At 67.4% G+C, this 26877-nt stretch carries 28 protein-coding genes and 2 tRNA genes; 13 read left to right on the forward strand and 17 right to left on the reverse strand.

The features are described from left to right. Positions 1–88 precede the first annotated feature (88 nt). On the forward strand, positions 89–709 hold the full coding sequence (gene orn, locus QZM67_RS24715) for an oligoribonuclease (RefSeq protein ID WP_031399981.1): 621 nt from the start codon (positions 89–91) through the stop codon (positions 707–709). Between the two features lie 16 nt (positions 710–725). On the opposite strand, the gene mog is transcribed toward orn, so the two are convergent. Together mog and yjgA are read right to left on the reverse strand one after the other, a co-directional pair. Continuing rightward, a complete protein-coding gene (mog, locus tag QZM67_RS24720; RefSeq protein WP_051889796.1) occupies positions 726–1346 on the reverse strand; it encodes a molybdopterin adenylyltransferase in 621 nt (206 codons plus the stop codon). Continuing rightward, a complete protein-coding gene (gene yjgA / locus QZM67_RS24725; RefSeq protein ID WP_301807318.1) occupies positions 1327–1932 on the reverse strand; it encodes a ribosome biogenesis factor YjgA in 606 nt (201 codons plus the stop codon). The genes mog and yjgA overlap by 20 nt, the downstream gene beginning before the upstream one ends. Before the next feature lie 127 nt (positions 1933–2059). Here yjgA and pmbA point away from each other — a divergent pair, with 127 nt between their 5' ends. After that, a complete protein-coding gene (gene pmbA, locus QZM67_RS24730; RefSeq protein WP_301807320.1) occupies positions 2060–3430 on the forward strand; it encodes a metalloprotease PmbA in 1371 nt (456 codons plus the stop codon). An 83-nt stretch (positions 3431–3513) separates the two neighbouring features. Here the strand turns inward: pmbA and QZM67_RS24735 are convergent, their stop codons facing one another. Next, positions 3514–4014, reverse strand: a complete 501-nt coding sequence (locus tag QZM67_RS24735; RefSeq protein WP_043181911.1) for a dihydrofolate reductase — start codon at positions 4012–4014, stop codon at positions 3514–3516. A 25-nt stretch (positions 4015–4039) separates the two neighbouring features. Here QZM67_RS24735 and QZM67_RS24740 point away from each other — a divergent pair, with 25 nt between their 5' ends. After that, on the forward strand, positions 4040–4225 hold the full coding sequence (locus QZM67_RS24740) for a hypothetical protein (protein ID WP_301807324.1): 186 nt from the start codon (positions 4040–4042) through the stop codon (positions 4223–4225). Positions 4226–4287: 62 nt separating this feature from the next. Here QZM67_RS24740 and QZM67_RS24745 read toward each other — a convergent pair whose 3' ends face one another. After that, positions 4288–4614 carry a hypothetical protein gene (locus QZM67_RS24745; protein WP_301807326.1) on the reverse strand — a complete coding sequence of 109 codons (327 nt, stop codon included), beginning with the start codon at positions 4612–4614 and terminating at the stop codon, positions 4288–4290. 504 nt (positions 4615–5118) lie between these two features. Here QZM67_RS24745 and QZM67_RS24750 point away from each other — a divergent pair. Together QZM67_RS24750 and QZM67_RS24755 are read left to right on the forward strand one after the other, a co-directional pair. Continuing rightward, on the forward strand, positions 5119–6516 hold the full coding sequence (locus QZM67_RS24750) for a sigma-54 dependent transcriptional regulator (RefSeq protein ID WP_175023150.1): 1398 nt from the start codon (positions 5119–5121) through the stop codon (positions 6514–6516). Between the two features lie 41 nt (positions 6517–6557). Further along, positions 6558–7529 carry a thymidylate synthase gene (locus QZM67_RS24755; RefSeq protein ID WP_301807329.1) on the forward strand — a complete coding sequence of 324 codons (972 nt, stop codon included), beginning with the start codon at positions 6558–6560 and terminating at the stop codon, positions 7527–7529. 102 nt (positions 7530–7631) lie between these two features. On the opposite strand, the gene QZM67_RS24760 is transcribed toward QZM67_RS24755, so the two are convergent. Together QZM67_RS24760 and QZM67_RS24765 are read right to left on the reverse strand one after the other, a co-directional pair. Further along, positions 7632–10220, reverse strand: a complete 2589-nt coding sequence (locus QZM67_RS24760; protein WP_301807331.1) for a DUF6600 domain-containing protein — start codon at positions 10218–10220, stop codon at positions 7632–7634. 162 nt (positions 10221–10382) lie between these two features. Continuing rightward, positions 10383–11090: a helix-turn-helix transcriptional regulator gene (locus QZM67_RS24765; RefSeq protein WP_175023154.1), complete on the reverse strand. Its 708-nt coding sequence runs from the start codon at positions 11088–11090 to the stop codon at positions 10383–10385. A 195-nt stretch (positions 11091–11285) separates the two neighbouring features. Here QZM67_RS24765 and QZM67_RS24770 point away from each other — a divergent pair, with 195 nt between their 5' ends. Both QZM67_RS24770 and QZM67_RS24775 read left to right on the forward strand, forming a co-directional pair. Next, positions 11286–11423: a hypothetical protein gene (locus QZM67_RS24770; RefSeq protein WP_175023156.1), complete on the forward strand. Its 138-nt coding sequence runs from the start codon at positions 11286–11288 to the stop codon at positions 11421–11423. 130 nt (positions 11424–11553) lie between these two features. After that, the gene (locus QZM67_RS24775; RefSeq protein ID WP_039370920.1) at positions 11554–12066 is read left to right on the forward strand and encodes an acyl-CoA thioesterase; all 513 of its coding nucleotides are present in this window, start codon (positions 11554–11556) and stop codon (positions 12064–12066) included. A gap of 54 nt (positions 12067–12120) precedes the next feature. Here the strand turns inward: QZM67_RS24775 and fumC are convergent, their stop codons facing one another. The 3 genes from fumC to QZM67_RS24790 form a co-directional block, all read right to left on the reverse strand. After that, positions 12121–13515, reverse strand: a complete 1395-nt coding sequence (fumC, locus tag QZM67_RS24780) for a class II fumarate hydratase (RefSeq protein ID WP_043181919.1) — start codon at positions 13513–13515, stop codon at positions 12121–12123. A gap of 155 nt (positions 13516–13670) precedes the next feature. Beyond that, positions 13671–15059, reverse strand: coding sequence for a multidrug efflux MATE transporter NorM (gene norM, locus QZM67_RS24785; protein WP_043181920.1), 1389 nt, complete (start codon positions 15057–15059; stop codon positions 13671–13673). A gap of 127 nt (positions 15060–15186) precedes the next feature. Beyond that, entirely contained in the window at positions 15187–15405 is a 219-nt protein-coding gene (locus QZM67_RS24790) for an RNA-binding S4 domain-containing protein (RefSeq protein WP_006486208.1), read from the reverse strand. Between the two features lie 269 nt (positions 15406–15674). Here QZM67_RS24790 and QZM67_RS24795 point away from each other — a divergent pair, with 269 nt between their 5' ends. After that, a complete protein-coding gene (locus tag QZM67_RS24795) occupies positions 15675–16076 on the forward strand; it encodes a hypothetical protein (protein WP_043181923.1) in 402 nt (133 codons plus the stop codon). Positions 16077–16199: 123 nt separating this feature from the next. Here QZM67_RS24795 and QZM67_RS24800 read toward each other — a convergent pair whose 3' ends face one another. From QZM67_RS24800 to fdxA, 8 genes are all read right to left on the reverse strand, one after another. Further along, a complete protein-coding gene (locus QZM67_RS24800) occupies positions 16200–16982 on the reverse strand; it encodes a DUF4088 family protein (RefSeq protein WP_175023158.1) in 783 nt (260 codons plus the stop codon). A 161-nt stretch (positions 16983–17143) separates the two neighbouring features. After that, the gene (locus QZM67_RS24805) at positions 17144–17482 is read right to left on the reverse strand and encodes an AzlD domain-containing protein (RefSeq protein WP_043181927.1); all 339 of its coding nucleotides are present in this window, start codon (positions 17480–17482) and stop codon (positions 17144–17146) included. Further along, positions 17479–18246, reverse strand: a complete 768-nt coding sequence (locus QZM67_RS24810) for an AzlC family ABC transporter permease (RefSeq protein ID WP_122944819.1) — start codon at positions 18244–18246, stop codon at positions 17479–17481. Before QZM67_RS24810 ends, QZM67_RS24805 begins: the two co-directional genes overlap by 4 nt. 126 nt (positions 18247–18372) lie before the next feature. Then, positions 18373–19272: an AraC family transcriptional regulator gene (locus QZM67_RS24815; protein WP_301807342.1), complete on the reverse strand. Its 900-nt coding sequence runs from the start codon at positions 19270–19272 to the stop codon at positions 18373–18375. 62 nt (positions 19273–19334) lie between these two features. Further along, positions 19335–19820, reverse strand: coding sequence for a CreA family protein (locus QZM67_RS24820; protein ID WP_011351383.1), 486 nt, complete (start codon positions 19818–19820; stop codon positions 19335–19337). 119 nt (positions 19821–19939) lie between these two features. Then, positions 19940–20015: transfer RNA gene (locus QZM67_RS24825), tRNA-Asn, on the reverse strand. A gap of 75 nt (positions 20016–20090) precedes the next feature. After that, positions 20091–20166: transfer RNA gene (locus QZM67_RS24830), tRNA-Asn, on the reverse strand. Positions 20167–20269: 103 nt separating this feature from the next. Beyond that, positions 20270–20593, reverse strand: coding sequence for a ferredoxin FdxA (gene fdxA, locus QZM67_RS24835; protein ID WP_011351384.1), 324 nt, complete (start codon positions 20591–20593; stop codon positions 20270–20272). Between the two features lie 313 nt (positions 20594–20906). On the opposite strand from fdxA, the gene pncB reads away from it, so the two are divergent. The 5 genes from pncB (at position 20907) to rmuC (ending at position 26877) form a co-directional block, all read left to right on the forward strand. Then, entirely contained in the window at positions 20907–22106 is a 1200-nt protein-coding gene (gene pncB / locus QZM67_RS24840) for a nicotinate phosphoribosyltransferase (RefSeq protein ID WP_301807345.1), read from the forward strand. A gap of 88 nt (positions 22107–22194) precedes the next feature. Beyond that, on the forward strand, positions 22195–22857 hold the full coding sequence (locus tag QZM67_RS24845) for a lactate utilization protein C (protein ID WP_301807349.1): 663 nt from the start codon (positions 22195–22197) through the stop codon (positions 22855–22857). 43 nt (positions 22858–22900) lie between these two features. Then, positions 22901–24331: a sodium:proton antiporter gene (locus QZM67_RS24850; protein WP_301807351.1), complete on the forward strand. Its 1431-nt coding sequence runs from the start codon at positions 22901–22903 to the stop codon at positions 24329–24331. 81 nt (positions 24332–24412) lie between these two features. After that, positions 24413–25402, forward strand: coding sequence for a D-glycerate dehydrogenase (locus QZM67_RS24855; protein ID WP_301807354.1), 990 nt, complete (start codon positions 24413–24415; stop codon positions 25400–25402). Then, on the forward strand, positions 25399–26877 hold the full coding sequence (rmuC, locus tag QZM67_RS24860) for a DNA recombination protein RmuC (RefSeq protein ID WP_175023169.1): 1479 nt from the start codon (positions 25399–25401) through the stop codon (positions 26875–26877). Before QZM67_RS24855 ends, rmuC begins: the two co-directional genes overlap by 4 nt.

Consider the following 26877-nt stretch of genomic DNA (forward strand, 5'->3'; position numbering starts at 1 on the left):
TTATATGTTCTTGCGGACCGGGCCCGCTGTTGCGATGCCGGCCGCTCGGGCGGCGCCGCGCGCCGTCCGCCATTTTCCAGGATGACTCATGACCGATACCGCCGCTTCCACCAGCCAGCCCGCGCTCGTGCGCAACGAGTTGAATCTCGTCTGGCTCGACATGGAGATGACGGGCCTCGACCCGGATAACGACCGCATCATCGAGATCGCGGTCGTCGTGACCAATTCCACGCTCGACATCGCCGTCGAAGGCCCCGTGTTCGCGATCCACCAGAGCGACGAAACGCTCGCGAAGATGGACGACTGGAACAAGTCGACGCACGGCCGCTCGGGCCTGATCGATCGCGTGCGCGCGTCGACCGTGACCGAGGCGGAAGCCGCTGCGCAGTTGCAGGCATTCCTCGCGCAGTACGTATCGCCCGGCAAGTCGCCGATGTGCGGCAACTCGATCTGCCAGGACCGCCGCTTCATGGCGCGCTGGATGCCCGAATTCGAGCGGTTCTTCCACTACCGCAACCTCGACGTCAGCACGCTCAAGGAGCTGTGCCGTCGCTGGCAGCCCGCGATCTACAAGGGCTTCCAGAAGCGTGCGATGCACACGGCGCTCGCGGACATCCACGAGTCGATCGACGAGCTGAAGTATTACCGCGAGCATTTCCTGATTCCGGCCGCGTCGGCTTCGGCAGGCGAGTCCGCGCCGGCTGCCTGAGCAGGCCGGCACGCGCTCAGCGCGGTGCGCGTTGAGCGCTTTTCGGCCGGAACGCCGCGACCACCGCGGTGTCGGTCTCGATGTACGGGCCGCCGATCAGGTCGATGCAGTAGGGCACCGCGGCGAAGATGCCGGGCACGGTCGACTTGCCGTCGGCATCGCGCAGCCCTTCGAGCGTTTCCCGGATCGATTTCGGCTGGCCGGGCAGGTTGATGATCAGCGCCGCATGGTCGGCCGTCTCGCGGATCACCGCGACCTGCCGCGACAGGATCGCGGTCGGCACGAAATTCAGGCTGATCTGCCGCATCTGTTCGCCGAATCCCGGCATTTCCTTCGTCGCCACCGCCAGCGTGGCCTCGGGCGTCACGTCGCGGCGCGCGGGGCCCGTGCCGCCCGTCGTCAGCACGAGGTCGCACCCGGCGACGTCGACGAGCTCGGCGAGCGTGGCGGAGATCGTGGGCGCATCGTCCTGGATCAGGCGCGTTTCGGCGCGCCACGGCGACACCAGCGCGCCGGCGAGCCACTCCTGCAGTGCGGGAATGCCTTTGTCCTCGTAGACACCCGTGCTCGCGCGGTCGCTGATCGACACGAGGCCGACGACGAGCTCGTCCGGGTGGTTACGCTTCGTCGTCGTCATGGTCGTCTCCGGCGTCGTCCGCCGCTTCGTCGTCCGCATTGGACGTGCCGCCAGCGGTCTTGATCCACTGGAACAGCTCGCGGAAATAGCGCGGCGGCTTGCCTTGCTGCGCTTCCTTGCGTGCGTTGCGGATCAGCGTGCGGCCTTCCTGGATATCGGCTTCCGGGTGCTGGCGCAGGAATTCGGTCAGCGCGTCGTCGTTCGCGAGCAACTGTTCGCGCGTGCGTTCGATCCAGTGCAGGCGGGCCGTCGCGGCCTTGTTCACGCCGCGTTGCGCGTCGAGCGCGGTGCGCAGCGCGGCCGTCTCGTCTTCGGTCAGCGAGCGCATCACGCGGCCGACGTACTGGAGCTGGCGGCGCTTGCCTTCGTGATCGGTGATCCGGCGGGCCTCACGAACGGCGTCCGCGAGACTTTCGGGCATCGGCATGCGTTTCAGCGCGTCTTTCGGCAGATCGACAAGGGCCTGGCCGAGCACCTGCAACTCGTGCATCTCGCGCTTCAACTGGGATTTGCTGGGACGATCGTAGCCATTGTCGTCGTCTTCGACGGCATGCTCGATCGGCTGGATTCGGGTTTTGCGTGTCATGGACGGCATTGTATCGCGCCGCGGACACCCCAAGCTTGTCGGTGTCCGGCCCCGGACCTTGCTATGATCGCGGGATACGCAACATTTTGAACATGCGGGCGCCCGCCCGCCACCGGATATCACGACGATGGCAGCCAATCTCGACGTACAAGCGCGCTATTTCCCGCACACGCAGGACCAGCTCAAAGAAATCGCCTCGGACATCCTTCGCCATGCGAAGGCGCTCGGCGCGACGGACGCCGCGACCGAAATCTCCGAGGGCGACGGCCTGTCGGTGTCGGTGCGCCGCGGCGAAGTCGAAACGATCGAGCACAACCGCGACAAGATGGTCGGCGTGACCGTGTTCATCGGCAAGAAGCGCGGCAATGCGAGCACGTCGGATTTTTCGCCGGGCGCGATCAAGGATACCGTCGCCGCCGCCTACAACATCGCGCGCTTCACGGCCGAAGACGAGGCGGCCGGTCTCGCCGAGGCCGAGCTGCTCGAAACCGACCCGCGCGACCTCGATCTGTACCACCCGTGGGCGCTGACGGCCGACGAGGCCGTCGAGCTTGCCCGCCGCGCGGAAGACGCCGCATTCGCGGTCAGCCCGCAGATCCGCAATTCGGAAGGCGCGAGCGTGTCGGCCCAGCATTCGCAGTTCGTGCTCGCGACGTCGCGCGGCTTCCTGTCCGGCTACCCGTATTCGCGCCACTACATCGCCTGCGCGCCGATCGCGGGCAGCGGCCGTCATATGCAGCGCGACGACTGGTATTCGTCGAAGCGCAGCGCGAGCGATCTCGCGGCGCCCGAAGCGGTGGGCCGTTACGCGGCCGAGCGTGCGCTTGCGCGAATGGGTGCGCGCCGTCTCGACACCCGCAAGGTGCCCGTGCTGTTCGAAGCACCGCTCGCGGCCGGCCTGCTCGGCGCGTTCGTGCAGGCGGTGAGCGGCGGCGCGCTGTACCGCAAGACGTCGTTCCTCGTCGACAGCCTCGGCAAGCCGGTGTTCGCACCGCACATCCAGGTCGTCGAGGATCCGCACGTGCCGCGCGCGATGGGCAGCGCACCGTTCGACGAGGAAGGCGTGCGCACGCGTGCGCGCAGCGTCGTCAAGGACGGTGTCGTCGAAGGCTACTTCCTGTCGACCTATTCGGCGCGCAAGCTCGGTACGCAGACCACCGGTAATGCAGGCGGCTCGCACAACCTCGCGCTGCGCAGCTCGAACACGCAGGCGGGCGACGATTTCGACGCAATGCTGAAGAAGCTCGGCACCGGCCTGTTGCTGACCGAACTGATGGGGCAGGGCGTGAACTACGTGACGGGCGACTATTCGCGCGGCGCGGCGGGCTTCTGGGTCGAGAACGGCGTGATCCAGTATCCGGTCGAGGAAATCACGGTCGCGAGCACGCTGCAGGAAATGTTCCGCCATATCGTCGCGATCGGCGCCGATTCGATCGTGCGCGGCACGAAGGAAACGGGCTCGGTGCTGATCGAGCAGATGACGATCGCCGGGCAGTAAGCGGCGCGCGGCATTGGCCGCCATCAAACGAAAAAGCCCGACCGGCGTGAGCCGGTCGGGCTTTTTTCATTGTGCGCGACGCGTCAGCCGCGCTTGCGCGCGTAGACGACGAACGCATAGCCGAACGTGTTCGGCGCGGCCGCCTGGTGCGCATCGCGCGACACTTCCTGCCAGTGCGCGGCGTCCGGCGCCGGGAACGACGCGTCACCGTCGAAGTCGGCATCGATCTCGGTGACGACCAGCTTGTCGGCGAGGGCGAGGCCTTCCGTGTAGAGTTGCGCGCCGCCGATCAGGAACGCTTCGGGCACCCCGTCGCGTGCGGCGAGCGCGAGCGCGTCGGCGAGCGACGTGACCGTATCGCAGCCGTCGAAGCGGCGCGTCGCGTCGCGCGTGACGACGATATTGCGGCGGCCCGGCAGCGGCCGGCCGATCGACTCGTGGGTCTTGCGGCCCATCACGATCGGTGCGCCCATCGTCGTGCGCTTGAAGAAGGCGAGATCCTCGGGAAGTTTCCAGGGCAACTGGTTGTCGCGGCCGATGATGCCGTTGCGGGCACGCGCGACGATCAGGGTCAACGTCGTCATGAAGGTCGGGGAGAGGAAAACCGGAATGGCGCCGATTCTACCGGAACGGCGGCGGGTGCCGGTTCCGGACGCGCGCGTCCGTCTTTCTGCGCTGCGCGCCGCGACGCTCGAAGCAATGCGTCGCGGCGATGGAATGAATAAAAAGAGTGCCCGCCGGGGGACGGAGCACAAAACCGTTTCGTGTTGCGAGATCGATGACGCGGGCATCTGACCGATGCGGTCAGGTCTGCTCAGATCAATATGTCATCCTTATCAAATGGATCGGCCGATGCATCACTGACGCGTCGTGTCTTGCGTGGTGCCTTCCATCGCGTGCTGCACGTCGCCCGGCTGCGGTACCGGGAGCGGCATCGGTAACAGGGGCGGCGGCGGGATCTCGTCCCACAGCGTCACGAAAGTCCTGCCGGCCGGCAGCGGTTGCGGTGACGACACGGTCACGATGCCGAACCCGTTGACGGGCTGCATGTCCGGCGCGTTTGCCGCAAGCAGCATGGCGCGATCCGGATTCGTGCTTTCGTCTGCGCGGACGGGCGTGGGCGGGCCGGCTGCCGCGACCGCAATGGCCATCGGCACGAAAGAAAGTAACAGATGTTTTCGCATGGTCGCTGTCTCCGACGGTTTTCATATTCAGCGAAATGCATGCCATCGCGCCGGGACCATTGTCGAGACTGCGATTCGTGCGCAAGCGTTGCGAATTGTGTCGAAAAACGGCTGAAAATGTTTCAGGCCTGAAACGAGGGGGCTCGGGAATACTGCGGATTCAATCGATACGCTTCAAGGACGAAAATCGCCGCATGTGTTGATGGCAGAGCGTATCGCTGCGCGGGGGCTATGTGCAGACGATTGACATGCATCGACCTCCTGAGCGATTCGGCCGCATCGCCCACCGCGCTGAAATCGGATTGTCGTATTCAGTGCCTATAACCAAGCTGTCTGGATCACAAAATAACTGGACGCGAGATAAGCGCCATCATGCGAGGCTTTGTCGTCGCCGCGCATCGGCATGGCGAATCGAGCCACCTTTGGCTGACCCGATTCGATCCTTTTCGCACGTGACGTGGCGTGCACGGCAATCGTTAGACGGTTGATGAACGGGGTGAGCATATGGGAGCCGATCAGCGGCACGTGATCTACTATTCGCGCGAACCGAACGACGCGTTGCGCGGCCATTTCGACGAATGCGGTTGGCGTGTCGATCTCGCGGAGACCGTGCGAGATGTACGGCGCGTCGTGCAGCATGGTGTCGCAACGGCCGGGCTGCTCGATTTTTCGCCGGGCTTCAAACCCTCGGACCTGCGCGAACTCGAATCCTGTCTGAGCATTCAGCACATCGGCTGGATCGCGGCGACGCGCCGCGGCCAGTTGCAGGACGCTACGCTGCGTCATCTCATTCGCGATTACTGTTTCGACTACGTGACGATGCCGTACGAGACGTCGCGGATCGTCGAGACCGTCGGTCATGCGCACGGCATGGTCGCGCTGACCGAACCCGTCGCGCCGCCCGTCGGCACCGGACGCAGCGAAGGCGAAATGGTGGGGACCTGCGATGCGATGCTCGGGCTCTTCAGGACGATTCGCCGCGTCGCGGCCACCGACGCGCCGGTGTTCATCTCGGGCGAATCGGGTACGGGCAAGGAGCTGACGGCGGTCGCGATTCACGAGCGTTCGTCGCGCGCGCAGGCGTCGTTCATCGCGATCAATTGCGGTGCGATTCCGTCGACGCTGCTGCAGGCCGAGTTGTTCGGCTATGAGCGCGGCGCGTTCACCGGCGCGAACCAGCGCAAGATCGGCCGCGTCGAGGCCGCCAACGGCGGCACGCTGTTTCTCGACGAGATCGGCGACCTGCCGCTCGAAAGCCAGGCCAGCCTGCTGCGCTTCCTGCAGGAAGGCAAGATCGAGCGGTTGGGGGCCCACGTGTCGGTGCCCGTCGATGTGCGCGTGATCTGCGCGACGCACGTGGACATGGAAGCGGCGCTGCGCGAAGGGCGGTTCCGCGAGGATCTGTACCATCGCCTGTGCGTGCTGAAGATCGAAGAGCCACCATTGCGTGCGCGCGGCAAGGACATCGAGGTGCTCGCGCGGCACATGCTCGAGCGTTTCAAGGGCGACGCGCATCGTCGCCTGCGCGGCTTTTCCCCTGACGCGGTCGCGTCGCTGTACGGCTATTCATGGCCGGGCAACGTGCGCGAGCTGATCAATCGCGTGCGCCGCGCGATCGTCATGTCGGAGGGCCGGATGATCACCGCGGCCGATCTCGAGCTGAACGACTTCGCGACGCTCGCGCCCGTGTCGCTGCTGGAGGCGCGTGAGGCGGCCGAGCGGCAGGCGATCGAGCAGGCGCTGTTGCGTCATCGGGGCCGTTTCGCGGATGCGGCGCGCGAACTCGGCGTGTCGCGCGTCACGCTCTACCGGCTGATGTGCGCGCACGGCATGCGCGATCGCGGCGACACGCTGGCAGGGTTTTCGGCGCCGTTGCCGGAGCTTCCTCACCACGCTTGCTAAAATTGGCGGGTACGGCCGCCCTCGCGGCCGAAGGAACCCGCATGAAACAGTATCTCGATCTCGTTCGTACCATTCTCGATACCGGCACCTGGCAGGAGAACCGCACGGGGATCCGCACCATCAGCATGCCGGGCGCGATGCTGCGTTTCGACCTGCAGCAAGGCTTCCCGGCCGTGACGACCAAGAAGCTGGCGTTCAAGTCCGCGATCGGCGAGCTGGTCGGCTTCCTGCGCGCGTCGCGCAGCGCGGCCGATTTCCGCGCGCTTGGCTGCAAGGTGTGGGACGCGAACGCGAACGAGAACGCGCAGTGGCTCGCGAACCCGTATCGCCAGGGCGTCGACGATCTTGGCGACGTGTACGGCGTGCAATGGCGCCAGTGGCCGGGCTACAAGGTGCTCGACGCGGGCGCCGACGCGCAGATCGCCGATGCGACGCGCCGCGGCTTCCGGATCGTCACGCGTTTCGAAGAAGACGGCGCGCCGAAGGTGCTGCTGTACAAGGCGATCGACCAGCTGCGCCAGTGCCTGGACACGATCATGGAGAACCCGTCCGACCGGCGCATCCTGTTTCACGCGTGGAATCCGGCCGTGCTCGACGAGATCGCGCTGCCCGCGTGCCATCTGCTGTACCAGTTCCTGCCGAATGCGACGACGCGCGAGATCTCGCTCTGCCTGTACATCCGCAGCAACGACGTCGGCCTCGGTACGCCGTTCAACCTGACGGAAGGGGCCGCGCTGCTGTCGCTCGTCGGCCGGCTGACGGGCTACACGCCGCGCTGGTTCACGTACTTCATCGGCGACGCGCACATCTACGAGAACCAGCTCGACATGCTGCAGCGCCAGCTCACGCGCGAGCCTTACGACAGCCCGCGGCTCGAGATCGCCGAGCGTGTGCCGGAATACGCGAAGACGGGCGTCTACGCGCCCGAGTGGCTGGAGCAGATCGAGCCGTCCGATTTCTCGCTCGTCGGCTATCGACACCATGAGCCGCTGACCGCGCCGATGGCGGTCTGATCGCGCGACCCGGGCCGTGCGGATGCATCGATCCGCGCCCGACAGAAACAAGGCCCGACCGGCTGATGCCGGTCGGGCCTTTTTGTTTCACGTTTGCGGCACTTACTGGCGATGCCGCTCTTCGTGACCGCCTTGCGGCGGCGGGTTGCTCGGGCGCGGCGCCTCGACGTGCGGGGCCGGTTGCGGCCGCGGTTCCATGCGCGGTGCGGGCATCGACGGACGCGGTTCCATGCGTGGTGCCGGTTGCGGCCGCGGCTCCATACGCGGCGCGGGTTGCGGCCGTGGATCCATGCGTGGCGCCTGCGGTTGCGGGCGCGGCATGTCATGCACGGCGGGGGCCGGCGGCCGGTACTCGTTCACGCGTGGCGGGGCGACTTCGCGGTGCGGCGCCGGTTGCGCGAATTCGGGGCGCGGTTGCGGCGCAGGTGCCGCCCGTTCCGGTTGCGGTTGCCCATGCTGGGCCGGCGTCTGGAAATCGGGGCGCGGACGCGGCTGCGGAATCTGCGCTGTATTGTCGAGCCGCGGTTGCGGCAGTGCGCGCGGCGCTTCGTTGCGGCCGCCGGGCTGCGCGTCCTGCGGCGTCGGCACGCCCTCCGGACGCGGGACCGCAGCGCTGCGCACGGGCGGCAGCGCATTCTGTCCCGCCGCATGCAGCGCGGTGGGCGGAGCGGGGCGCTGACGCTCCATCGGCGTGTGCGGCTGCATCCACGCGGGCGACGGCGCCTCGGCTGCGTGCGCATTGCCGATGCCCGACGGACCGTTGTTCGCCACCGGTGGATGCGGGACGCCGTTGCCCGGCTCGAAGGCCTGATGCGGCATCGGGTTGCCGGGTGCCTGCGGCATGCCGCCGTTGGCGAAACGCGGTGCGTTGGGCGTTTCGCCGTTCGCCGGCCGCGCGGCATTCGGCATGCCCGGCATCGGTGCTCCCTGCATCGGAGCCCCCGGCCGCCCGGCCTGCGCGGCGGCCGGCTGGCCTTCGCGAGACGCGTGAGCCGGCTGCACGACGGGGCCGTGCGGATTCACGAGCTGCACGTTGTGCATCGCCCATGCGCCGTCGCCCGGCTTGCCCGGTACGCGGACCGGGCGCGCCGTATAGTCGGCCGGCACGTTCGTCTTCACGACAGGCGCACCGGCGCCTGGCACGCGCCCGCCTTGCTGCGCGAGGTGCGCCGCGGCCTGGTCGCGATACGCGGCCGGCACGGCAGGATTGCGCGTCGCGACGTACGGGTGCTGCGCGATCGCCGCCGGCGGACGGTAGCTCGCATTGCGCAGCCCGCCGGTGAAGCTCTGGCGTACCGGTGCAATGCCGGGCGTACCCGGCGTGACGTGCGCATTGCGCCATTGCTGCGGATCGACGTGCTGCGAGAAGTGCGCGACCGGCTGGCCGTGCACGAACGCAGACGCCGGTACGGCCGTGATTGCGTGCGGCGCGCGGAAGTTCACGTACGTCTTGTTGATGTTGGTGATATTCGTGATGTTCGTCACGTTCACAGTCTTGTTCACGTTGACGTTGTTCACCACGATGTTGCGGTTCACGCGGTCGTAGTAGTGCGGGCTCCAGCCGCCCCAGCCCGGATGCCACGGTTCGCCCGGGCCGAGCGCGAACCACGCGCAGCCGGCTGCGGCGACGCCGCCCACCGTGAGCGCGACGCTCCAGTCGGGGCCGCCGCCACCGCCCACGAACGCGACGAGTGCCGGCGCATAGACCGGCGGCTGGCTGACGACCAGCGGGCCCGGTACCCAGGCCCAGCTATCGTCCACGTATGCCCAGCGGCCGTAGTGATACGGCGCGAAGCCCCACGGCGCGTCGTCGACCCAGGTCCAGCCCCACGGTGCCTGCCAGATCCAGTGGCCGTCGTGATACGGCGCCCAGTCGGCCGGCGTGTCGTTCGGCACCCATACCTGGCCGTAGTTCGGGGTTTCGCGCCACGTGCCGTTCGCGTCGAGATCCTGGTAGCCGGGAATGTCGCGGGATACATAGCGGGCCGACACCGAGCGCTCCTCGGCCGCATCGCGGCTGGCGGCCCACTGGTCGAGCGGGTCGGGACCCGGGGCAGCGGATTGCTGCGCGACCTGCAGGTCGGTGCCCGTGAACACGACCTGCTGCCCCGGTGACAGCGGGTACTGGCCGTTGCTGCCGTAGGCGGTCGCACTGCCGCTACGCAACGTGACCGTCGTGCTCGCGCCGTTCGGTGCGACGTCGACGCGATAGTCGCCGGGGCCCGTGATGCCGAGCGCGAGGTTCGGCGTGTCGATTTCGTACGATCCACCGGCCGGCAGATCGCGCACGTGGGTCGATACGGTGCCGAGTCCCACTTTCAGCTGGGTCGTCGAGTCGTCAAGGTTCAGCACCGACAGGCTCGTCGACTCGCCGAGCCGCACTGCGGTCGAGCCGATGTGCAGTTCCGAGCGCGCACCGGCATCGTTCCAGAGCTGGTCGCCGGTCGTCAGCGGCCGGTTCACGGCGGCATACGACCATGTATCGGTGCCGGCCGGTTCGGTCGTCACGGCGCCCGACAGGTAATTGAGCCGCGCGACACGGCTGGGCGGATCGCCGCCCGGTTGCCGTGCCGCAGCCGAATAGGGCGGGGCGTCGGCCGATTGCGCGAATGCGGGGGGCAGTGCCGCAAGCGCAACGAACGCGAGCAGCGTGCAGCGGGCGGTTCGCTTGAGCGTGAACAGGGTGGCCATGGTGAGCGTCTTCGTCATTATCGCGGCGCGTCGATTCGTGCCGTTGAGTTCACAATATCCGCTTGGCCTGTTTCAATGCTCGGTGTTTTGTAAGTTGAATGGCACGCGATGTAACAAAACCTGTCGACCGCGCGCCGTTGTCGTGCAGACGCAATGCAGGCGTCAAGCGGACGTAAGCCACCCGTCGAAAACCTGCTGTCCGGGCACCGTGACGCGCAGCACGCGCGGTCGTGCGGCGCGCTCGATCCAGCCGTGCGCGCAGAAGCTCTCGAGCAGCGCTGCACCGAGTGCACCGCCGAGATGCGAGCGACGCTCGCTCCAGTCGAGGCAGCCGCACGCGAAGCGGCGCCGGCGCGTGCGCTGCTGCGCGACGTCGATGCCCCATTGTGCAAGCGCCTGGGTGCCGAGTTCGGTGGCCTCGATCGCGTCGCCGTCGGCAAGCAGCCAGCCGCGCGCAGTGAGCCCGTCGAAGATGCGCACTGCGAGTTCGCCTGCCATGTGGTCGTAGCAGGTGCGCGCATAGCGCAGCTCGGCCGGGACCGTGCGGGACGGCGACGGAACCGGGCGATGCGGCGCGGCCGCGCGGGCAACGTTCGCAAGCGCCTCGAGCGAGGCCGCGATATCGGCCGATGCGATCCGGTAGTAGCGGTGCCGGCCGCGCACGTCGAGCGCGAGCAGGCCGCCTTCGGTCAAGCGTGCGAGGTGGGCGCTTGCGGCGGACGGCGACAGCCCCGCGATCATCGTCAATTCGCCCGCCGGTCGTGCGCTGCCGTCCATCAGCACCCACAACATCGCGGCGCGCCCGGGGTCGGCGATCAGTGAGCCGATGCGGCTCAGGCCCGGAAAGTGGTGGTCGTCTTGGTCGGTCATCGTCGTGTCTCGTCAGGCGGGATGATCTTCAGTGTAGTGGGCGCGCGCATTCGATGTTTCGCTGTTGGCTGAAATGTCGGATGCGGCGGCGCCGGCGTCGTCGATGCGGCGAACCGGGCTGCGGCCGCTTGCGGCGCGCGCGTAGAATGGCCGAAAGCGGCGGCAGCGGGCTGCCGCATGTGACACGACGCAACGATGAAGACGATTTTCTGTTTGCTGGCGGCCGCGCTCGTCTGTGCGGCCTGTGCGCAGGGCGGTGGCGCGACCGGCGAGCGCGGCGGCAGCATCGAGATGTACGGCACGATCGATCAGGGCATCACGGTGCGCCGCTGACCGGTGCCGGTGCCGTGTGCGCCGGGCACCGCCCCGGCGGCCGCGCCACGCGGGGCGCTCCGCGACGCGTTGCCGCAGCGCAACGTATAATGGCCCGATTACAGCGCCCCTGCCGCCTGGAGCCAACAAGATGTCCCAACCGTCCCCCGTACCGGCCGCCCTCGACCGCACCGAAACCGTCTTCCGCTTCCTCGCCGAGCCGTCGTCCGTGAACTTCGGCGGCAAGGTGCATGGCGGCGCGCTGATGAAGTGGATCGACGAGGTCGCGTATGCGTGCGCGGCCGTCTGGTCGAGCCGCTATTGCGTGACGGTCAGCGTCGGCAACATCCGATTCCAGCGTCCGATCATGGTCGGCAATCTGGTCGAGCTGAAGGCGCGCGTCGTTGCGACGGGCCGTACCAGCATGCATATCCATGTGTCCGTGCATGCCGGCGATCCGAAGGGTGGCATGCTGCGCCAGACGACCGATTGCCTGGTCGTGTTCGTCGCGGTCGACGAGAACGGCAACCCGGTGCCGGTGCCGCCGTTCGTGCCCGAGACCGACGAGCAGAAGGTGCTCGCGAAATATGCGGCCGACGTGCGGGCCGCGCTCGACAAGATCGTCGAGATGAAGCCGGAAGAAGTCGCGAAGGGCGCGGTCTGACCGCTGCGGGCGCCGCGCATCGCGCCGCGCCCGTCGTCCTGCCTCTTCCGGCCGTTACTGCGACCCGATCATCTGCTCGGGACGTACCCACGCATCGAATTCCGCCTCGGTCAGGTAGCCGAGCGCGAGCGCGGCCGCCTTCAGCGTCGTGCCTTCCTTGTGCGCCTTCTTGGCGATCTGCGCGGACTTGTCGTAGCCGATGTGCGGATTGAGCGCCGTCACGAGCATCAGCGATTCGTTCAGCAGCAGGTCGATCCGCGAGCGGTTCGGCTCGATGCCCACCGCGCAGTGGTCGTTGAAGCTCTGCGCGCCGTCGGCGAGCAGCCGCACCGACTGCAGCACGTTGTGCGCGATCATCGGCCGGAATACGTTCAGCTCGAAGTTGCCGCTCGCGCCGCCGACGTTCACCGCGACGTCGTTGCCGAACACCTGGCAGCACAGCATCGTCACGGCTTCCGACTGCGTCGGGTTCACCTTGCCCGGCATGATCGAACTGCCCGGCTCATTCTCCGGAATCGACAGCTCGCCGAGCCCGCAGCGCGGCCCGCTCGCGAGCCAGCGGACGTCGTTCGCGATCTTCATCAGGCCGGCTGCCACCGTCTTCAGCGCGCCGTGCGCGAACACCAGCGCGTCGGCGGCCGCCATCACCTCGAATTTGCTCGGTGCGGTCACGAACGGCAGTTTCGCGAGCCGGCCGATTTCATCGGCGACGCGCACCGCGAACTCCGGATGCGCGTTCAGCCCCGTGCCGACCGCGGTGCCGCCGAGCGCGAGTTCGTACAGGTGCGGCAACGCCGATTCGACGTGACGGATGCCCTGGTCGAGCTGCGCGACGTAGCCGGAAAACTCCTGGCCGAGCGTGAGTGGCGTCGCGTCCTGCAGGTGCGTGCGGCCGATCTTCACGATGTCGGCGAACGCCTTCGACTTCGCGTCGAGCGTCGTGCGCAGCGTGCGCAGCGCCGGCAGCAGGTGGTTGACGATCGCATACGCGGCCGCGACGTGCATCGCGGTCGGGAACACGTCGTTCGACGACTGGCCGCGGTTCACGTCATCGTTCGGATGAACCTTGCGCGCTTCGCCGCGCTCGCCGCCCAGCAGTTCGCTCGCGCGATTCGCGATCACCTCGTTGAGGTTCATGTTGGTCTGCGTGCCGGAGCCCGTCTGCCACACGGCGAGCGGGAATTCGCGCGGATGCTTGCCGGCGATGATCTCGTCGGCCGCGTCGATGATCGCGCGCGCCTTGTCGTCGGCCAGCACGCCGAGCGACTGGTTCACGGCCGCCGCGGCGCGCTTGACGATCGCGAGCGCGTGGATCAGCTCGGGCGACTGCTTCTCGGTCGAGATCCGGAAATTCTGCAGCGAGCGCTCGGTCTGTGCGCCCCAGAGCCGGTCGGCCGGCACGGCGATCTCGCCGAACGTATCGCGTTCCATCCGAACTGCTTCGTTCATGATCCACTCCTCCAGGAAAGGGGAAAGGCCGCGCGCGCTCGCGCGGCATCAGACGTAATCAGACGTATCGTGAGGCAGTCGCGCCGCTCGCGCGGCGTCTTGAGATCTTCAACCGACAAGCATAGCGCCGGCTCGGATTTCGCGTCGTGTCGCGCTCAGTGCGGCGACGTAACCAGCGACGCGCTCTTCAGATGAAAGCGCCACGCCATCAGCACGGCCACGCTGGCGAGGCCGGCCGCGAGGCCCCACCAGAGGCCACGGGCACCGAGGCCCACGTGGAACGCGAACCAGTAACCGGTCGGAAAACCGATGCCCCAATAGCCGAGGGTCGCCGCGAGCATCGGGATGCGCGTGTCCTTCAGGCCGCGCAGCGCACCCGATGCGACGGTCTGCGCGCCGTCGACGATCTGGAATACCGCTGCGATGCCGAGCAGCGACGCGGCGAGCGACACCGTGGCCGCGTTGGCCGGATCGCCGAGGTTCAGGTACAGGCCGACGATCGCGTGCGGTGCGACGATCAGCACGATGCCCGACAGCGTCATGAACGCGACACCGAGGCCGAGCGCGACGAAGCCCGCATGGCGCGCGGCGACGGGTGCCCCTGCGCCGACCCAGTAGCCGACCCGCACGTTGGCGGCCTGGCCGATCGCGAGCGGCACCATGAACGCCACCGACGCGACGTTCAGCGCGATCTGGTGTGCGGCAAGCGCCGTCGCGCCGAGTACGCCGATCGTCAGGCCGGTGGCGAGGAACAGTGTCGATTCGACCCCGTACGTGATCGCGACCGGCCAGCCGATGCCGATCAGTTCGCCCATCATCGGCAGCTTCGGGCGCGCGGCGGTCACGAAGTGACGGAAGCGCTGCCGGCCGTGCAGCAGCCAGATCAGTGCGAGCGCGGTGAGCCAGATCGTGATGGTCGTCGCAACGGCCGAGCCGAGGAAGCCGAGCCGCGGCAGCCCGAACGCACCGTGGATCAGCCCGTAGTTGAGCACGCCGTTGACGCCGACCCCGCCGATCGACACCCACAGCAGCCGGCGTGCGGCGCCGATCGCGGGCAGGAAGGCGCGCATCAGCCCGACGCCGATCAGGCTGCCGAGCGCGGCGAAGCGCAGGATGCCCGTGTATTCGCCGACGTGATGCGCGAGCAAGGGGGGCTCGTGGAACATCAGCAGGATCGGTTCGGACAGCGACAGCGCGATGATGGCCGGGATCGCGAGCAACACGGACAGCGCGAAGCCGGTCCAGTAGATGTGCGGGACGCGTTCGTCGGCCTTGGCGCCGCGCGCATGCGCGACGCTGACGCTGACCGACGACAGCACGCCTTGCAGCACGGTCACGATGACGAAGAAGAAGTTCGCGCCGAGCCCGCCCGCTGCGAGCGAATCGGGGCCGAGCGAGCCGAGCAGTACCGTGTCGGTGACGCTCATCGCCATCTGCGAGAGCTGCGCGATCGCGAGCGGCGCGGCGAGGCGCGCGGTATCGGCGGCATGACTGGACAGGGACGGCGGCGCGGCGGCCGTCCGTGTAAGACCGGAATGCGACATGGAATGGGCGCTCGCGCGGGTGCGGGCCCGCGCTATATGTATTTATTTTGAGAGACAGCTAGCTTACGGCTTAATTCGAACTGTGTCGAACGCGCGCACCGATGGCCATGTCGCAGGCAGGGGAACGCTAGGCTTCGCGCACGGCAATGCGCGTGTCGCCGAGCAGGACGACCTGGCCCGCGCGGATCTTGCAGGTCTTGCGCAGCTCGACCGCGCCGTCGACTTTCACCGCGCCGGACGCGACGATCAGTTTCGCGGTGCCGCCGCTGTCTGCGAGGCCGGTGATCTTGAGAAGGTTGTGCAGCTCGACGTATTCGCCGGTCAGCGTGAAATCCAGATTGGGCATGACGAAGAAGGTGCGCGATGCGCGGGAGGAATCGCCCCGCATCATACGGCACCGCGGGCCGGCACGCGAGCGCGGTCGGCTGCCGCATGCAGTTGTTAGGGAATGTGAGCCATTCGTCAGCAAATGAAACGGTGGGTAACAGTCTGAGAGATTCGAGAACCGGCCATGCGCGCCGCGGGTCTTTTGTCGTACCTGCTGCGTGTTGCGGCGGGGGCGCCACGGACCGCATCGCTGCGGTTCGGGCTCACAACTTCCTGAGGAGAATTGCCATGTCCAAGATTCGTACGATGCTGATCGGTGCCGCGCTGACGGCGTTCGCCACTTCGGCCGCATTTGCCCAGACGGGCACGGCGGCGCAGGGCGCAGCCGGTGCCGGCATGCAGGCGCAGACGCCGGCAGCGGGTGTCGGTGCAGGTGTGCAGGGTGGTGCGGGCGCGAACGCGTCGGGCAATGCTGTCGGCGGTGCAACCGATGCGGTCGGCGCGGCAGCCGACGGCGCGAAGGATACGGCGTCGTCGGCCGTCCATTCGGCCAAGAAGCACGCGAAGCATGCCGCGAAATCGGCCAAGGGCCATGCCGGCTCGGCCAAAGCGAAGACCGGTGAAGCGGCCGAAGGTGGAGCAGCGGTCGGCGCGGAGGGCGGTGCATCGGCCCAGGGCACTACGCAGTAAGCGGTGCCCGATGCCGCGTGACGCTCGTCCCGGACGGCGCGTCGCGACGGCGGCCGTCCGGCGGCCCGGTGCGCGTTGCGCGAACCGGGCCGTTTTCATGTGTTGATGTGATGGGGCGCGCCGCTACGGCCGGCGTTGGCTTTGCCCTTGTCCCTGTCCTTGCGCCGGCCGCACGGCCGCCGGGGTGAATACGCTGCGCAGCCACGCGGCGAGCCGTGCGAACACGTCGTACGGTTCCTCGATGAAGATCTCCGGCTTAAGCAGCCGCAGGTATTCCATGATCTGCTGCGCTTCCTGCTTCTGGAACGAGCCATGCGAGAGCCCGAGCCGCAGCAGCCCGCGCAGCTCGCCGAGCTTGTCGCGCGCGGTGCTGCCGACGCTCATCTCGCACGCGAGCTTGGCCTCGTAGACCCGTTGTCGCAGCGATTCCGCGAGCCGCCATGCAGGCGTCTGCATCAGTTCCTCGAGCGTCTGGATATCTTGCGCCGCCCCCTTGATCTGCGACGCGAGCGGGTCGACCAGCGACGGGTCGCCCTGCGCTTCGGCGACGATCGCTTTCGCCCAGTCGCGGCACGCCTTCGCGAGTTCGTCGGGGGTCCATTCGGAGCGGAATGCGAAGCCGAAGCCGAATTCGCCGGCCTGCTGCATCAAGATTGCGACGACGTCCGGAAATTCCTTGTCGAGCGTGCGTTTTGCCCACGCGTACTGGCCGCCCTGCAGCATCCGCTGCACCGCGTGCTCGGTCAGCGGCACCATGTTGTCGAGCAGTTTGGCGCGCAGGAAATCCTCGAACGACGGCGTCGCGAACTGCGGGTCGAGTTTCAGCGACACGCGGACGAACGCGTCGTAGTCCTTGCGCAGGGACTCGAGTGTGTCGTCCTTGAGGGAAAGGGTGATCTGGCCCATGAATCGTCTCGATGGCGGCCCGCGCAAGCCGGCGGCCGGCACGGCGCACCGGAGCGGGCGCAGCGTCGACTGACCGGTGCGCGCCGAGGCCGGTGGCGGGTCTTCATTCCCTATATCGGCGTGCCGGACGAAAACTTGAGCGTGCTTGACCGAGCGTGTACTCAGGCGGGCAGCCAGTGGGGCAGCACGACCCCTTGCCAGAGAAAGAACACCGCGAGCCCCGCCGCGATCGTCACGAGCGGGCGGCGGGTGGCTGCCGACACGAGCACGGCGGCCAGCGCGCCGACGAGCTGCGGATTGCGCCAGGTCAGCTCGGCCGTACCGCCGTGCGGCGAGACGGTCATCGGCACGATGATCGCGGTCAGCACGGTGACGGGTACGAAGCCGAGCGCGGTCCGCACGAGCGGCGGGAAGGTCAGCCGTTCGCCGAACAGGAACAGCGTCGAGCGGATTGCGTACGTGATGACCGCCATCCCGAGAATCAGCAGCGCGTAGCTCACGATGCGGCCTCCGTGCGCGAGCCGGCGCGCGTGCGTTCGTGCAGCAGCGTGAGCGCGACGCCGATCGCGACGCCGGCGGCAACCGCGCCGAGCAGCCCGAGCTTGTACGGCCAGCCCTGCCAGAAGTACGCCAGCGTGCCGGCCGTCACGGCCGCCGCGAAATAGCGCAGCGTGCCGAGCTGCGGGACGACGATCGCGATGAAGGTCGCCGCCATCGCGAAATCGAGGCCGAGCGACTGCAGGCCCGGGAACGCGGCGCCGAAGCCGATGCCCGCGAGCGTCCAGACCTGCCAGTTCAGGTACATCGCGAGCCCCGAGCCGAAGAAGTAGTGGGGGCCGATTGCACCAGGAGGGAAGTGCCGGTAGTGCGCATAGGCGACCGCAAACACCTCGTCGGTCATCAGTGCGCCGAGCGTCGCGCGCCAGCGCAGCGGCAGGTGCGCGACATAGGGCGCGAGCGTCGCGCTGTACAGCAGGTGACGCAGGTTCACGATCAGCGTGGTCGCGAGCACGACGACGAAGCTCGCGCTGCCCGCGATCAGGCCGAGCGCGATGAACTGCGCGGAGCCCGCGAACACGGCGAGCGACATCAGCGCGCCATGCCACGGGGCGAGCGGGCCGCCGCCAACGAGCGTGCCGAAAATCACGCCGAACGGGGCGGCGCCAATCATCATCGGGATCGTGTCGCGTGCGCCGTCGAGCCATTCGTTGAGCGGGCGGCGGGCAGGCGATGCGGGTGTCGGGTTCAAAGGGTGCTCCTCCATGAATTGGAGGATAGCGGGCAGGTGACCGGCCGGCTTGTATGTTCTTGCGCTCGCGGGATCGGGCCGGTGCCTGCCCGCTTGCCGGCGCCGCCCGCATCGCGGTGGCGGGCCGTGCGCCGCCGTGTGTCAGCTCGCCTGCCAGCGCCCGGGCGGCACGCCGAACATGCGTTTGAAATGTCGGGTGAAGTGGCTTTGGTCGACGAAACCGCTGGCTGCCGCGACATCGGCGACGGGTACGCCCGCGCGCAGCGGCGCCAGCGCGCGCTGCAAGCGCAACTGGTTGCGCCAGGCATGCGGCGGCATGCCGGTCGTGCGGGTGAACAGGCGCGCCGCGTGGAACGGTGACAGGCCGGCCGCGTGCGCGACTTCGTCGAGCGACACCGTGCACATGAGATCGGCGGCGAGCCGCTCGCGCATCGCGTCGACGCGCGGCTCGTCCGCCGCGAGCGGCGCCGGTCGCGGCAGGGCATCGGCATGGCGCACGATCAGCGTCGACAACGCATCGAGCATCGCCGTCTCGGCAGCGAGCGGATCGTAGATGCGCGGTGCGCCGGTCGCCGGATCATGAGCCGGCTGCCCATGCACCTGCAAGGGCAGGGCGCGCTCGCTGCCGGCCTCCATCATCCGGTGCGCCAGCGTGAGCCGGGCCGCAAGATCGGCGTCGCGAATCACGTCAGGCGCAAACCACGGCGCGTCCTGCGGGCGGCCGGCAATTGCACTGGTGAGTTCGCGGATGAATTCGACCGGCATGTAGCTGACGCGATAGCACCAGCCCTCGTCGGCCGCGCGCGAACCCGTATGCACCTCGCCGGGATTGATCACGGGCACGGAGCCGGTTTCGGCGACATAGCCGCTGCCGCGATAGGTGAAGCGTTCCGCGCCTTCGAGAATCACGGGGATCGTGTACGCGTCGTGCCAGTGCGGTGCGAACGTGTGGTCGCGATAGGTGGCCGTGACGAGATCCGCATCCGGCAGCAGCGGCGTGCGCCAGTAGCGTGCTGAGTCGGGAAGGCGGGTGGCGGACATGATCGGGCGCGGAAGCGGTCGAATCGACAGTGTATCGCTCGCGCGCCCGGCAGGCGTGCGCTTTACTTGACCGGAATCGTCGTGCCGGCCGGCATCGGCACCGCGGTGACGGCGTTCTTCGGGCTGCCGCTGACGATGCGGTCGCTGTAGGTCAGGTAGACGATCGTGTTGCGCTTGGCATCGACCACGCGCACGACATGCAGGGTCTTGAAGATGAACGACATGCGCTCGCTGAACACGTCGGTCTGCTGCTTGAGCGGCTCCTTGAAGCTGATCGGGCCGACCTGCCGGCATGCGATCGACGCTTCGCTCGGATCCTCGGCGACGCCGAGCGTGCCCTTGATCCCGCCGGTGCGGGCGCGCGACACGTAGCAGGTCACGCCGTTCACGACCGGATCGTCATACGCCTCGACGACCACGCGATCGGAGCCGGTGACGCGGAAATGGGTGTTGACGCTGCCGACTTCCTCCGCGTGCGCGAGCGGTGCCGCGGCGAACGCGGAAAGCAGGAGGGCGAAGGGGGCTGAGCGGAGGAGGCGATGCTTCATCGACGGAACCGGATGCGAATGCGGGACAGAGACTCTAGCATGCGCACGACCGGGCGATGAAAGGCGAAAGGCGGGCCGGAAAAACAAAAGGCCCGTCGAATGACGGGCCTTTCGCTATTTGGCTCCCCGACCTGGGCTCGAACCAGGGACCTACGGATTAACAGTCCGGCGCTCTACCGACTGAGCTATCGGGGAATAAATCGGTACATCTGCATGCGTGTTTGTCTACCAGCAAAAAGCCCGTCCACTTTCAACGGGCCTTTGCGTTTTTGGCTCCCCGACCTGGGCTCGAACCAGGGACCTACGGATTAACAGTCCGGCGCTCTACCGACTGAGCTATCGGGGAACAAACAACAACAGCAGAGAAACGAGATTGTATGGAGTGTTGGCTAACCTGTCAATACTTTTGGGCGATGAGGCGCAAAGTTTTTTGCAGGATCGCCGTGCGATCAGCGCTCGAGCAGGTGCAGCTTGTCCTGCACGTCCTTCCACTCGTCCGCGTCGGCCGGTGCCGGCTTGGTCTTCGTGATCGACGGCCAGTCCTTCGCCAGCTCGGCGTTCAGCGCGGTGAACTGCTGCTGGTCGCCCGGAACGTCTTCTTCGGCATAGATCGCATTGGTCGGGCACTCGGCGACGCACACGGCGCAGTCGATGCACTCGTCCGGATCGATGGCGAGAAAGTTGGGACCTTCACGGAAGCAATCCACCGGGCACACATCCACGCAGTCCGTGTATTTGCACTTGATGCAGCCTTCGGTCACAACGTGAGTCATTAAAACGCTCCTGCTTGGCGGTATATATGGGGTGGCGTTTGCGCCAAAACCGGCATTGTAACTGAAGCGCAAAACCCGCATGGCGTGGTCGGCTATCCGGCTTATATCGTTTCGTGATTAGTTTATGGGGGCCGCCCAGGGGCTCGCCGAAGGGACGCCCCCGCCGGGCCGCATGTACCGCACGCCGGTGCGGCCGGAGCAGGGCGGCAGGCGGTTTCACGATGGTCGGGCCCGCATTCGGGTAACATGGCCGACAGACCGGGCGGCGCGCGGTGCGCCGGGGCCCTGTCACGATATTGGCGGTGCCGTAATCATGATCATCACTTCGCTGCTCGACACGGATCTCTACAAGTTCACGATGATGCAGGTCGTTCTGCATCACTTCCCCGCTGCAAGCGTCGAATACCGTTTCCGGTGCCGCACGCCCGGCGTCGATCTCGTGCCGTACATCGACGAGATTCGCGACGAGGTGCGCGGCCTGTGCGCGCTGCGTTTTTCCGACGTCGAACTCGACTACCTGCGGCGGATGCGCTTCATCAAGAGCGATTTCGTCGATTTCCTCGCGCTGTTCCACCTGAACGAGAAGTACATCTCGATCTCGCCGTCGCCGAAGGGCAACGGCGAGATCGACATCGCGATCACGGGGCCGTGGCTGCACACGATCCTGTTCGAGATCCCGGTGCTCGCGATCGTCAACGAAGTGTATTTCCGCAACACGCAGCGCGAGCCCGACTATCGCGAAGGCCGCGAGCGGTTGTGCGAGAAAATCAAGCTGCTCGGTGCGAAGCCGGAATTCGCCGACTGCAAGATCGCCGACTACGGTACGCGCCGGCGCTTCTCGAAGGTCTGGCACGAGGAAGTCGCGCTCACGCTGCGCGACGGCCTGGGCCCACAGTTCGCGGGCACGAGCAACGTGCTTTACGCGATGAAGCACGGCATCACGCCGCTCGGCACGATGGCGCACGAGTACCTGCAGGCATGCCAGGCGCTCGGCCCGCGGCTGCGCGATTCGCAGATCTACGGCTTCGAGATGTGGGCGAAGGAATACCGCGGCGACCTCGGGATCGCGCTGTCGGACGTCTACGGGATGGATGCGTTCCTGAACGACTTCGACATGTACTTCTGCAAGCTGTTCGACGGCGCGCGACACGATTCGGGCGATCCGTTCGAATGGGGCGAGCGGATGCTGCGCCATTACGAGTCGAACCGTTGCGACCCGCGTACCAAGGTGCTCGTGTTCTCCGACGCGCTCGATATCCCGAAGGTCATGCAGTTGTACGAACGGTTCCGCGGCCGCTGCAAGCTCGCGTTCGGCGTCGGCACGAACCTCACCAACGATCTCGGCTACGTGCCGCTGCAGATCGTGATCAAGATGGTCCGCTGCAACGGCCAGCCGGTCGCGAAGCTGTCGGATTCGCCGGGCAAGAGCATGTGCGACGACAAGGCGTATCTCGCGTACCTGCGCCAGGTGTTCGGCATCGCGCAGCCGGTCGAGGAGGACGCGTCGAAGTAAGCGTCGGCCGAACGGCCAAAACTGCGTTGGGGCGAGGTCGGCCGGTATAATCCGACGGTATCGCCCGCCAACGTCACGAGGACCGTTCATGGACACTTCCGCTGCCCGTCGCCAGATCCTCGCGCGCATTCGCGCGGCGCAGGGGCGTGCGGCCGAACCCGATGCGGCCGAGCGCGACGGCGTTGCCGACTATCTCTCCCGTCATCCGGAGGGCCCGCGCCCGCCGGCGCCGGCCGATCTCGTCGCTGCATTCGTCGACGAAGCGGCCCGTCTGTCGACGACGGTCGACGAAGTCGCGACGCTTGTCGATGTCCCTGCCGCCGCGGCACGTTACCTTTCCGCTCACGGCCTGCCGATGCAGGCCGTCGCGTGGCGCACGCTGGCCGATTTCGACTGGGCGGGCGCAGGTCTGTCGGTCGAATGCCGCAAGCCGCGCGACGGCGATCTGGTCGGCCTCACCGGCTGCTTTTGCGCGACCGCCGAAACCGGCTCGCTGGTGCTGTTGTCCGGCCCCGATACCTATGCGTCGGCCGGCCTGCTGCCGGAAACTCACATCGCGATCGTTCCCGCGTCGCGGATCGTCGCCGGTCACGAAGACGCGTTTGCGCTGATCCGCTCGGAGCGCGGCGAATTGCCGCGCGCGGTCAATTTCGTGTCGGGTCCGTCGCGCACGGGCGATATCGAGCAGACCATCGTACTGGGCGCGCACGGCCCGTACCGCGTTCACGTGATCGTCGTACGGGGCGCATGACGCGCCCGCCGCATCCACTACCACTCGAACAAGGAAGTTCTGCATGAAACGACATGCCGCCTGGGCGGGCATGGCGTCGGGGATCGCGCTTGGCGCCGTTCCCGCGCTTGCATCGGCCGCAACGCTCGACGGTGCCACGCTGTCTGCTCTCTGGGGCATCCCGTTCGCCGGGATCCTGCTCTCCATCGCACTGTTCCCGCTCGTCGCCCCGGTGTTCTGGCATCACCACTTCGGCAAGATTGCGGCCGGGTGGGCGATCGTGTTCCTGATCCCGTTCGCGTTCGCGTTCGGCGCGGGCACCGCGTTCGGCACGCTCGTGCACGCGCTGCTCGAGGAATACATTCCGTTCATCGTGTTGCTCACCGCGCTCTATACGGTCGCGGGCGGCATCTGCGTGAACGGCAACCTGCACGGCACGCCGAAACTGAACACCGCGATCCTCGCGCTCGGCACGCTGCTCGCGAGCGTCATGGGCACGACCGGCGCCGCGATGCTGCTGATCCGGCCACTGCTGCGCGCCAACGACAACCGCAAGCATGTCGTGCATGTCGTGATCTTCTTCATCTTCCTCGTCGCGAACGCAGGCGGCTCGCTGTCGCCGCTCGGCGATCCGCCGCTGTTCCTCGGTTTCCTGAATGGTGTGAGCTTCTTCTGGACGACCACGCACCTCGCGCTGCCGATGCTGTTCATCTGCGCGGTGCTGCTGACGCTGTTCTTCGCGCTCGATACGTACTTCTACCGGAAGGGCGGCGAGGAACGGCCGGCCGTGCTCGACCCAACACCCGACAGCGACAGGCTGTCGATCGACGGCAAGATCAATTTCGTGCTGCTCGCGGCCGTGATCGGCCTAGTGCTGATGAGCGGCATCTGGAAGCCGGGCATCATGTTCGACGTATGGGGCACGCACGTCGCGCTGCAGAACCTCGTGCGCGACGTCGCGCTCGTGGGCGTGACGCTTGCGTCGCTCGCGCTGACGCCGCGCTCCGCGCGCGAGGGCAACGCGTTCAACTGGGCGCCGATCGAGGAAGTCGCGAAGCTGTTCGCGGGGATCTTCGTGACGATCGCGCCGGTGATCGTGATCCTGCGCGCCGGTGCCGACGGCGCGTTCGCACAGATCGTCCATCTCGTAACGGGGCCGGACGGCAAGCCGATCGACGCGATGTACTTCTGGGCGACGGGCATCCTGTCGTCGTTCCTCGACAACGCACCGACCTATCTCGTGTTCTTCAACCTCGCGGGCGGCGATGCCCAGTCGCTGATGACGGCCGGCGCGTCGACGCTCGCCGCGATTTCCGCGGGCGCGGTGTTCATGGGCGCGAACAGCTATATCGGCAACGCACCCAACTTCATGGTGAAGGCGATCGCCGAATCGCGCGGCGTGAAGATGCCGAGCTTCTTCGCGTATCTCGGCTGGGCGCTGGTCGTGCTGATACCGGTATTCCTGCTGACGTCGTGGCTCTTCTTCACGGCGTAAGCTGACGATTTTCAACCTAGAGCGGGCGGTCCCGGCGGCGCACGGCGCGCAGCGATCCGTCCGCAGCATGCGGAGATGGCGATGCAGAAGATCCTGGTCGCGCGTCCGATCTTTCCGGACGTGATCGAGCGGCTCAAACAGTATTTCGACGTCGACTGGAACAACGGCGACGCACTCGCTCCCGACGCGCTCGCCGCGCGTCTGGCCGACAAGGACGGCGCGCTGACGGCCGGTGACCCGATCGGCGCGGCCGAGCTCGCGGCGGCGTCGCGCCTGCGCGTCGTGGCGAACATGGCGGTCGGCTACAACAATTTCGACATGGCCGCGTTCAACGCGGCCAACGTGCTCGGCACGAACACGCCCGACGTGCTGAACGAGTCGACCGCCGATTTCGGCTGGGCGCTGATGATGGCCGCGGCACGCCGGATCGCCGAATCCGAGCACTGGCTGCGGGCCGGCCACTGGCAGAAGTGGGCGTACGACGGTTTCCTCGGCAGCGACATCTACGGCTCGACGCTCGGCGTCATCGGGATGGGGCGCATCGGCCAGGCGCTCGCGCGCCGCGCGCGCGGCTTCGGGATGCAGGTGATCTATCACAACCGGTCGCGGGTCGCGCCCGAGATCGAGGCCGAGCTGAATGCCGAATACGTGTCGAAGGACGCGCTGCTCGCCCGCGCCGATCACGTCGTACTCGTGCTGCCGTACACGAAGGAGAACCATCATACGATCGGCGCGGCCGAGCTCGCGAAGATGAAGCCCTCCGCGACGCTGACCAACATCGCGCGCGGCGGGATCGTCGACGACGCGGCGCTGGCCGTCGCGCTGCGCGACGGGACGATCGCCGCGGCCGGCCTCGACGTGTACGAAGGCGAGCCGACGGTCCATCCGGCACTGCTCGAGGTGCCGAACGTCGTGCTGACGCCGCATATCGCGAGCGCGACCGAGAAAACGCGCCGCGCGATGGCGAACCTCGCCGCCGACAACCTGATCGCCGCGCTGGGCGAGGGGCCCCGCGCGGGGCAGCCGCCGAATCCGATCAACCCTGACGTGATCGGGAAGCCGCGCGCATGACGATGACGTTGTTGCTTGCGGCGGTCGTCGTGCTGGCCGTCGCGCTTGCCGTGGCGATCGTCGCGCTCGTGCGTGGCGGTGGCCACCACGACGATGCGGCGGTACTGGGCGACCAGATCGAGGACGCCGCGCATGCGCAGGCGCGCGCGGTCGAGCGGCTCGAACGCGAATTGCGCGGCGAGATCGTCGAGAACGCGCGCGGCTCGCGCACCGAGCTGGCCGGCAGCTTCGCGCAGCTGCAGCAGACGCTCGCTGCCCAACTGACGAGCGTGGCGACCGTGCAGAACAACCAGATCGAGGGCTTCGCGCAGCAGCTCGGCAAGCTGGTCGCCGGCAATGCGCAGCAGTTCGACGCAATGCGCGAGAGCGTGCAGCGCCAGGCGCAGCAGGCGCGCGAGGAGCAGACGGGCGCGCTCCGGCTGTTCGGCGACACGTTGAACCGGCAGCTCACGCAACTGACCGAGGCGAACGACCGCCGGATCGGCGAAGTGCGTGCGACGCTCGAGCAGCGGCTGAAGGAAATCGAGACCAACAACGCGGCGAAGCTCGAGGAGATGCGCCGCACCGTCGACGAGAAACTGCACGCGACGCTCGAGCAGCGGCTCGGCGAATCGTTCAAGCTCGTGTCGGACCGGCTCGAGCAGGTGCATCGCGGGCTGGGCGAGATGCAGACGCTCGCTGCGGGCGTCGGCGATTTGAAGAAAGTGCTGACCAATGTGAAGACGCGCGGCACCTGGGGCGAAGTGCAGCTCGAGGCGCTGCTCGAACAGATGCTGACGCCCGAGCAGTACGCGAAGAACGTCGCGACGGTGCCGAAGAGCAGCGAGCGCGTCGAGTTCGCGATCCGGCTGCCGGGGCGCGATGCCGGCACGCGCGACGCGCCGCCCGTGTGGCTGCCGATCGACGCGAAATTCCCGCGCGAAGACTACGAGCGGTTGATCGATGCGCAGGAGCGCGCCGATGCGGTGGCGGTCGAGGAAGCGGCCCGCGCGCTCGAAGCGCGCGTGCGGCAGGAGGCGCGCACGATCGCCGAGAAGTACGTCGCGCCGCCGCACACGACGGATTTCGCGTTGCTGTTCCTGCCGACTGAAGGGCTCTATGCGGAGATCCTGCGTCGCCCGGGGCTGACCGACCTGCTGCAGCGCGACTATCGCGTGACGGTCGCCGGCCCGACGACGCTCACCGCCTTGCTGAACAGCCTGCAGATGGGCTTCCGTACGCTCGCGATCGAGCAACGGTCGAGCGAGGTGTGGCAGGTGCTCGGCGCGGTGAAGACGGAGTTCGGCAAGTTCGGCGACGTGCTCGCGCGCACGAAGTCGCAGCTCGAAACGGTCACGCGCTCGATCGAGGCCGCCGAGCAGCGCACGCGCGTGATGAACCGGAAGCTGAAGCAGGTCGAGGCGCTGCCGGGCGACACGGCGGCCGGGTTGCTTGGCGCGGAAGGTGTCGACGGCGCCGATGCGGACGACGCATGA

The sequence above is a fragment of the Burkholderia sp. AU45251 genome, assembly GCF_030482905.1.
Lineage (GTDB): Bacteria > Pseudomonadota > Gammaproteobacteria > Burkholderiales > Burkholderiaceae > Burkholderia > Burkholderia aenigmatica.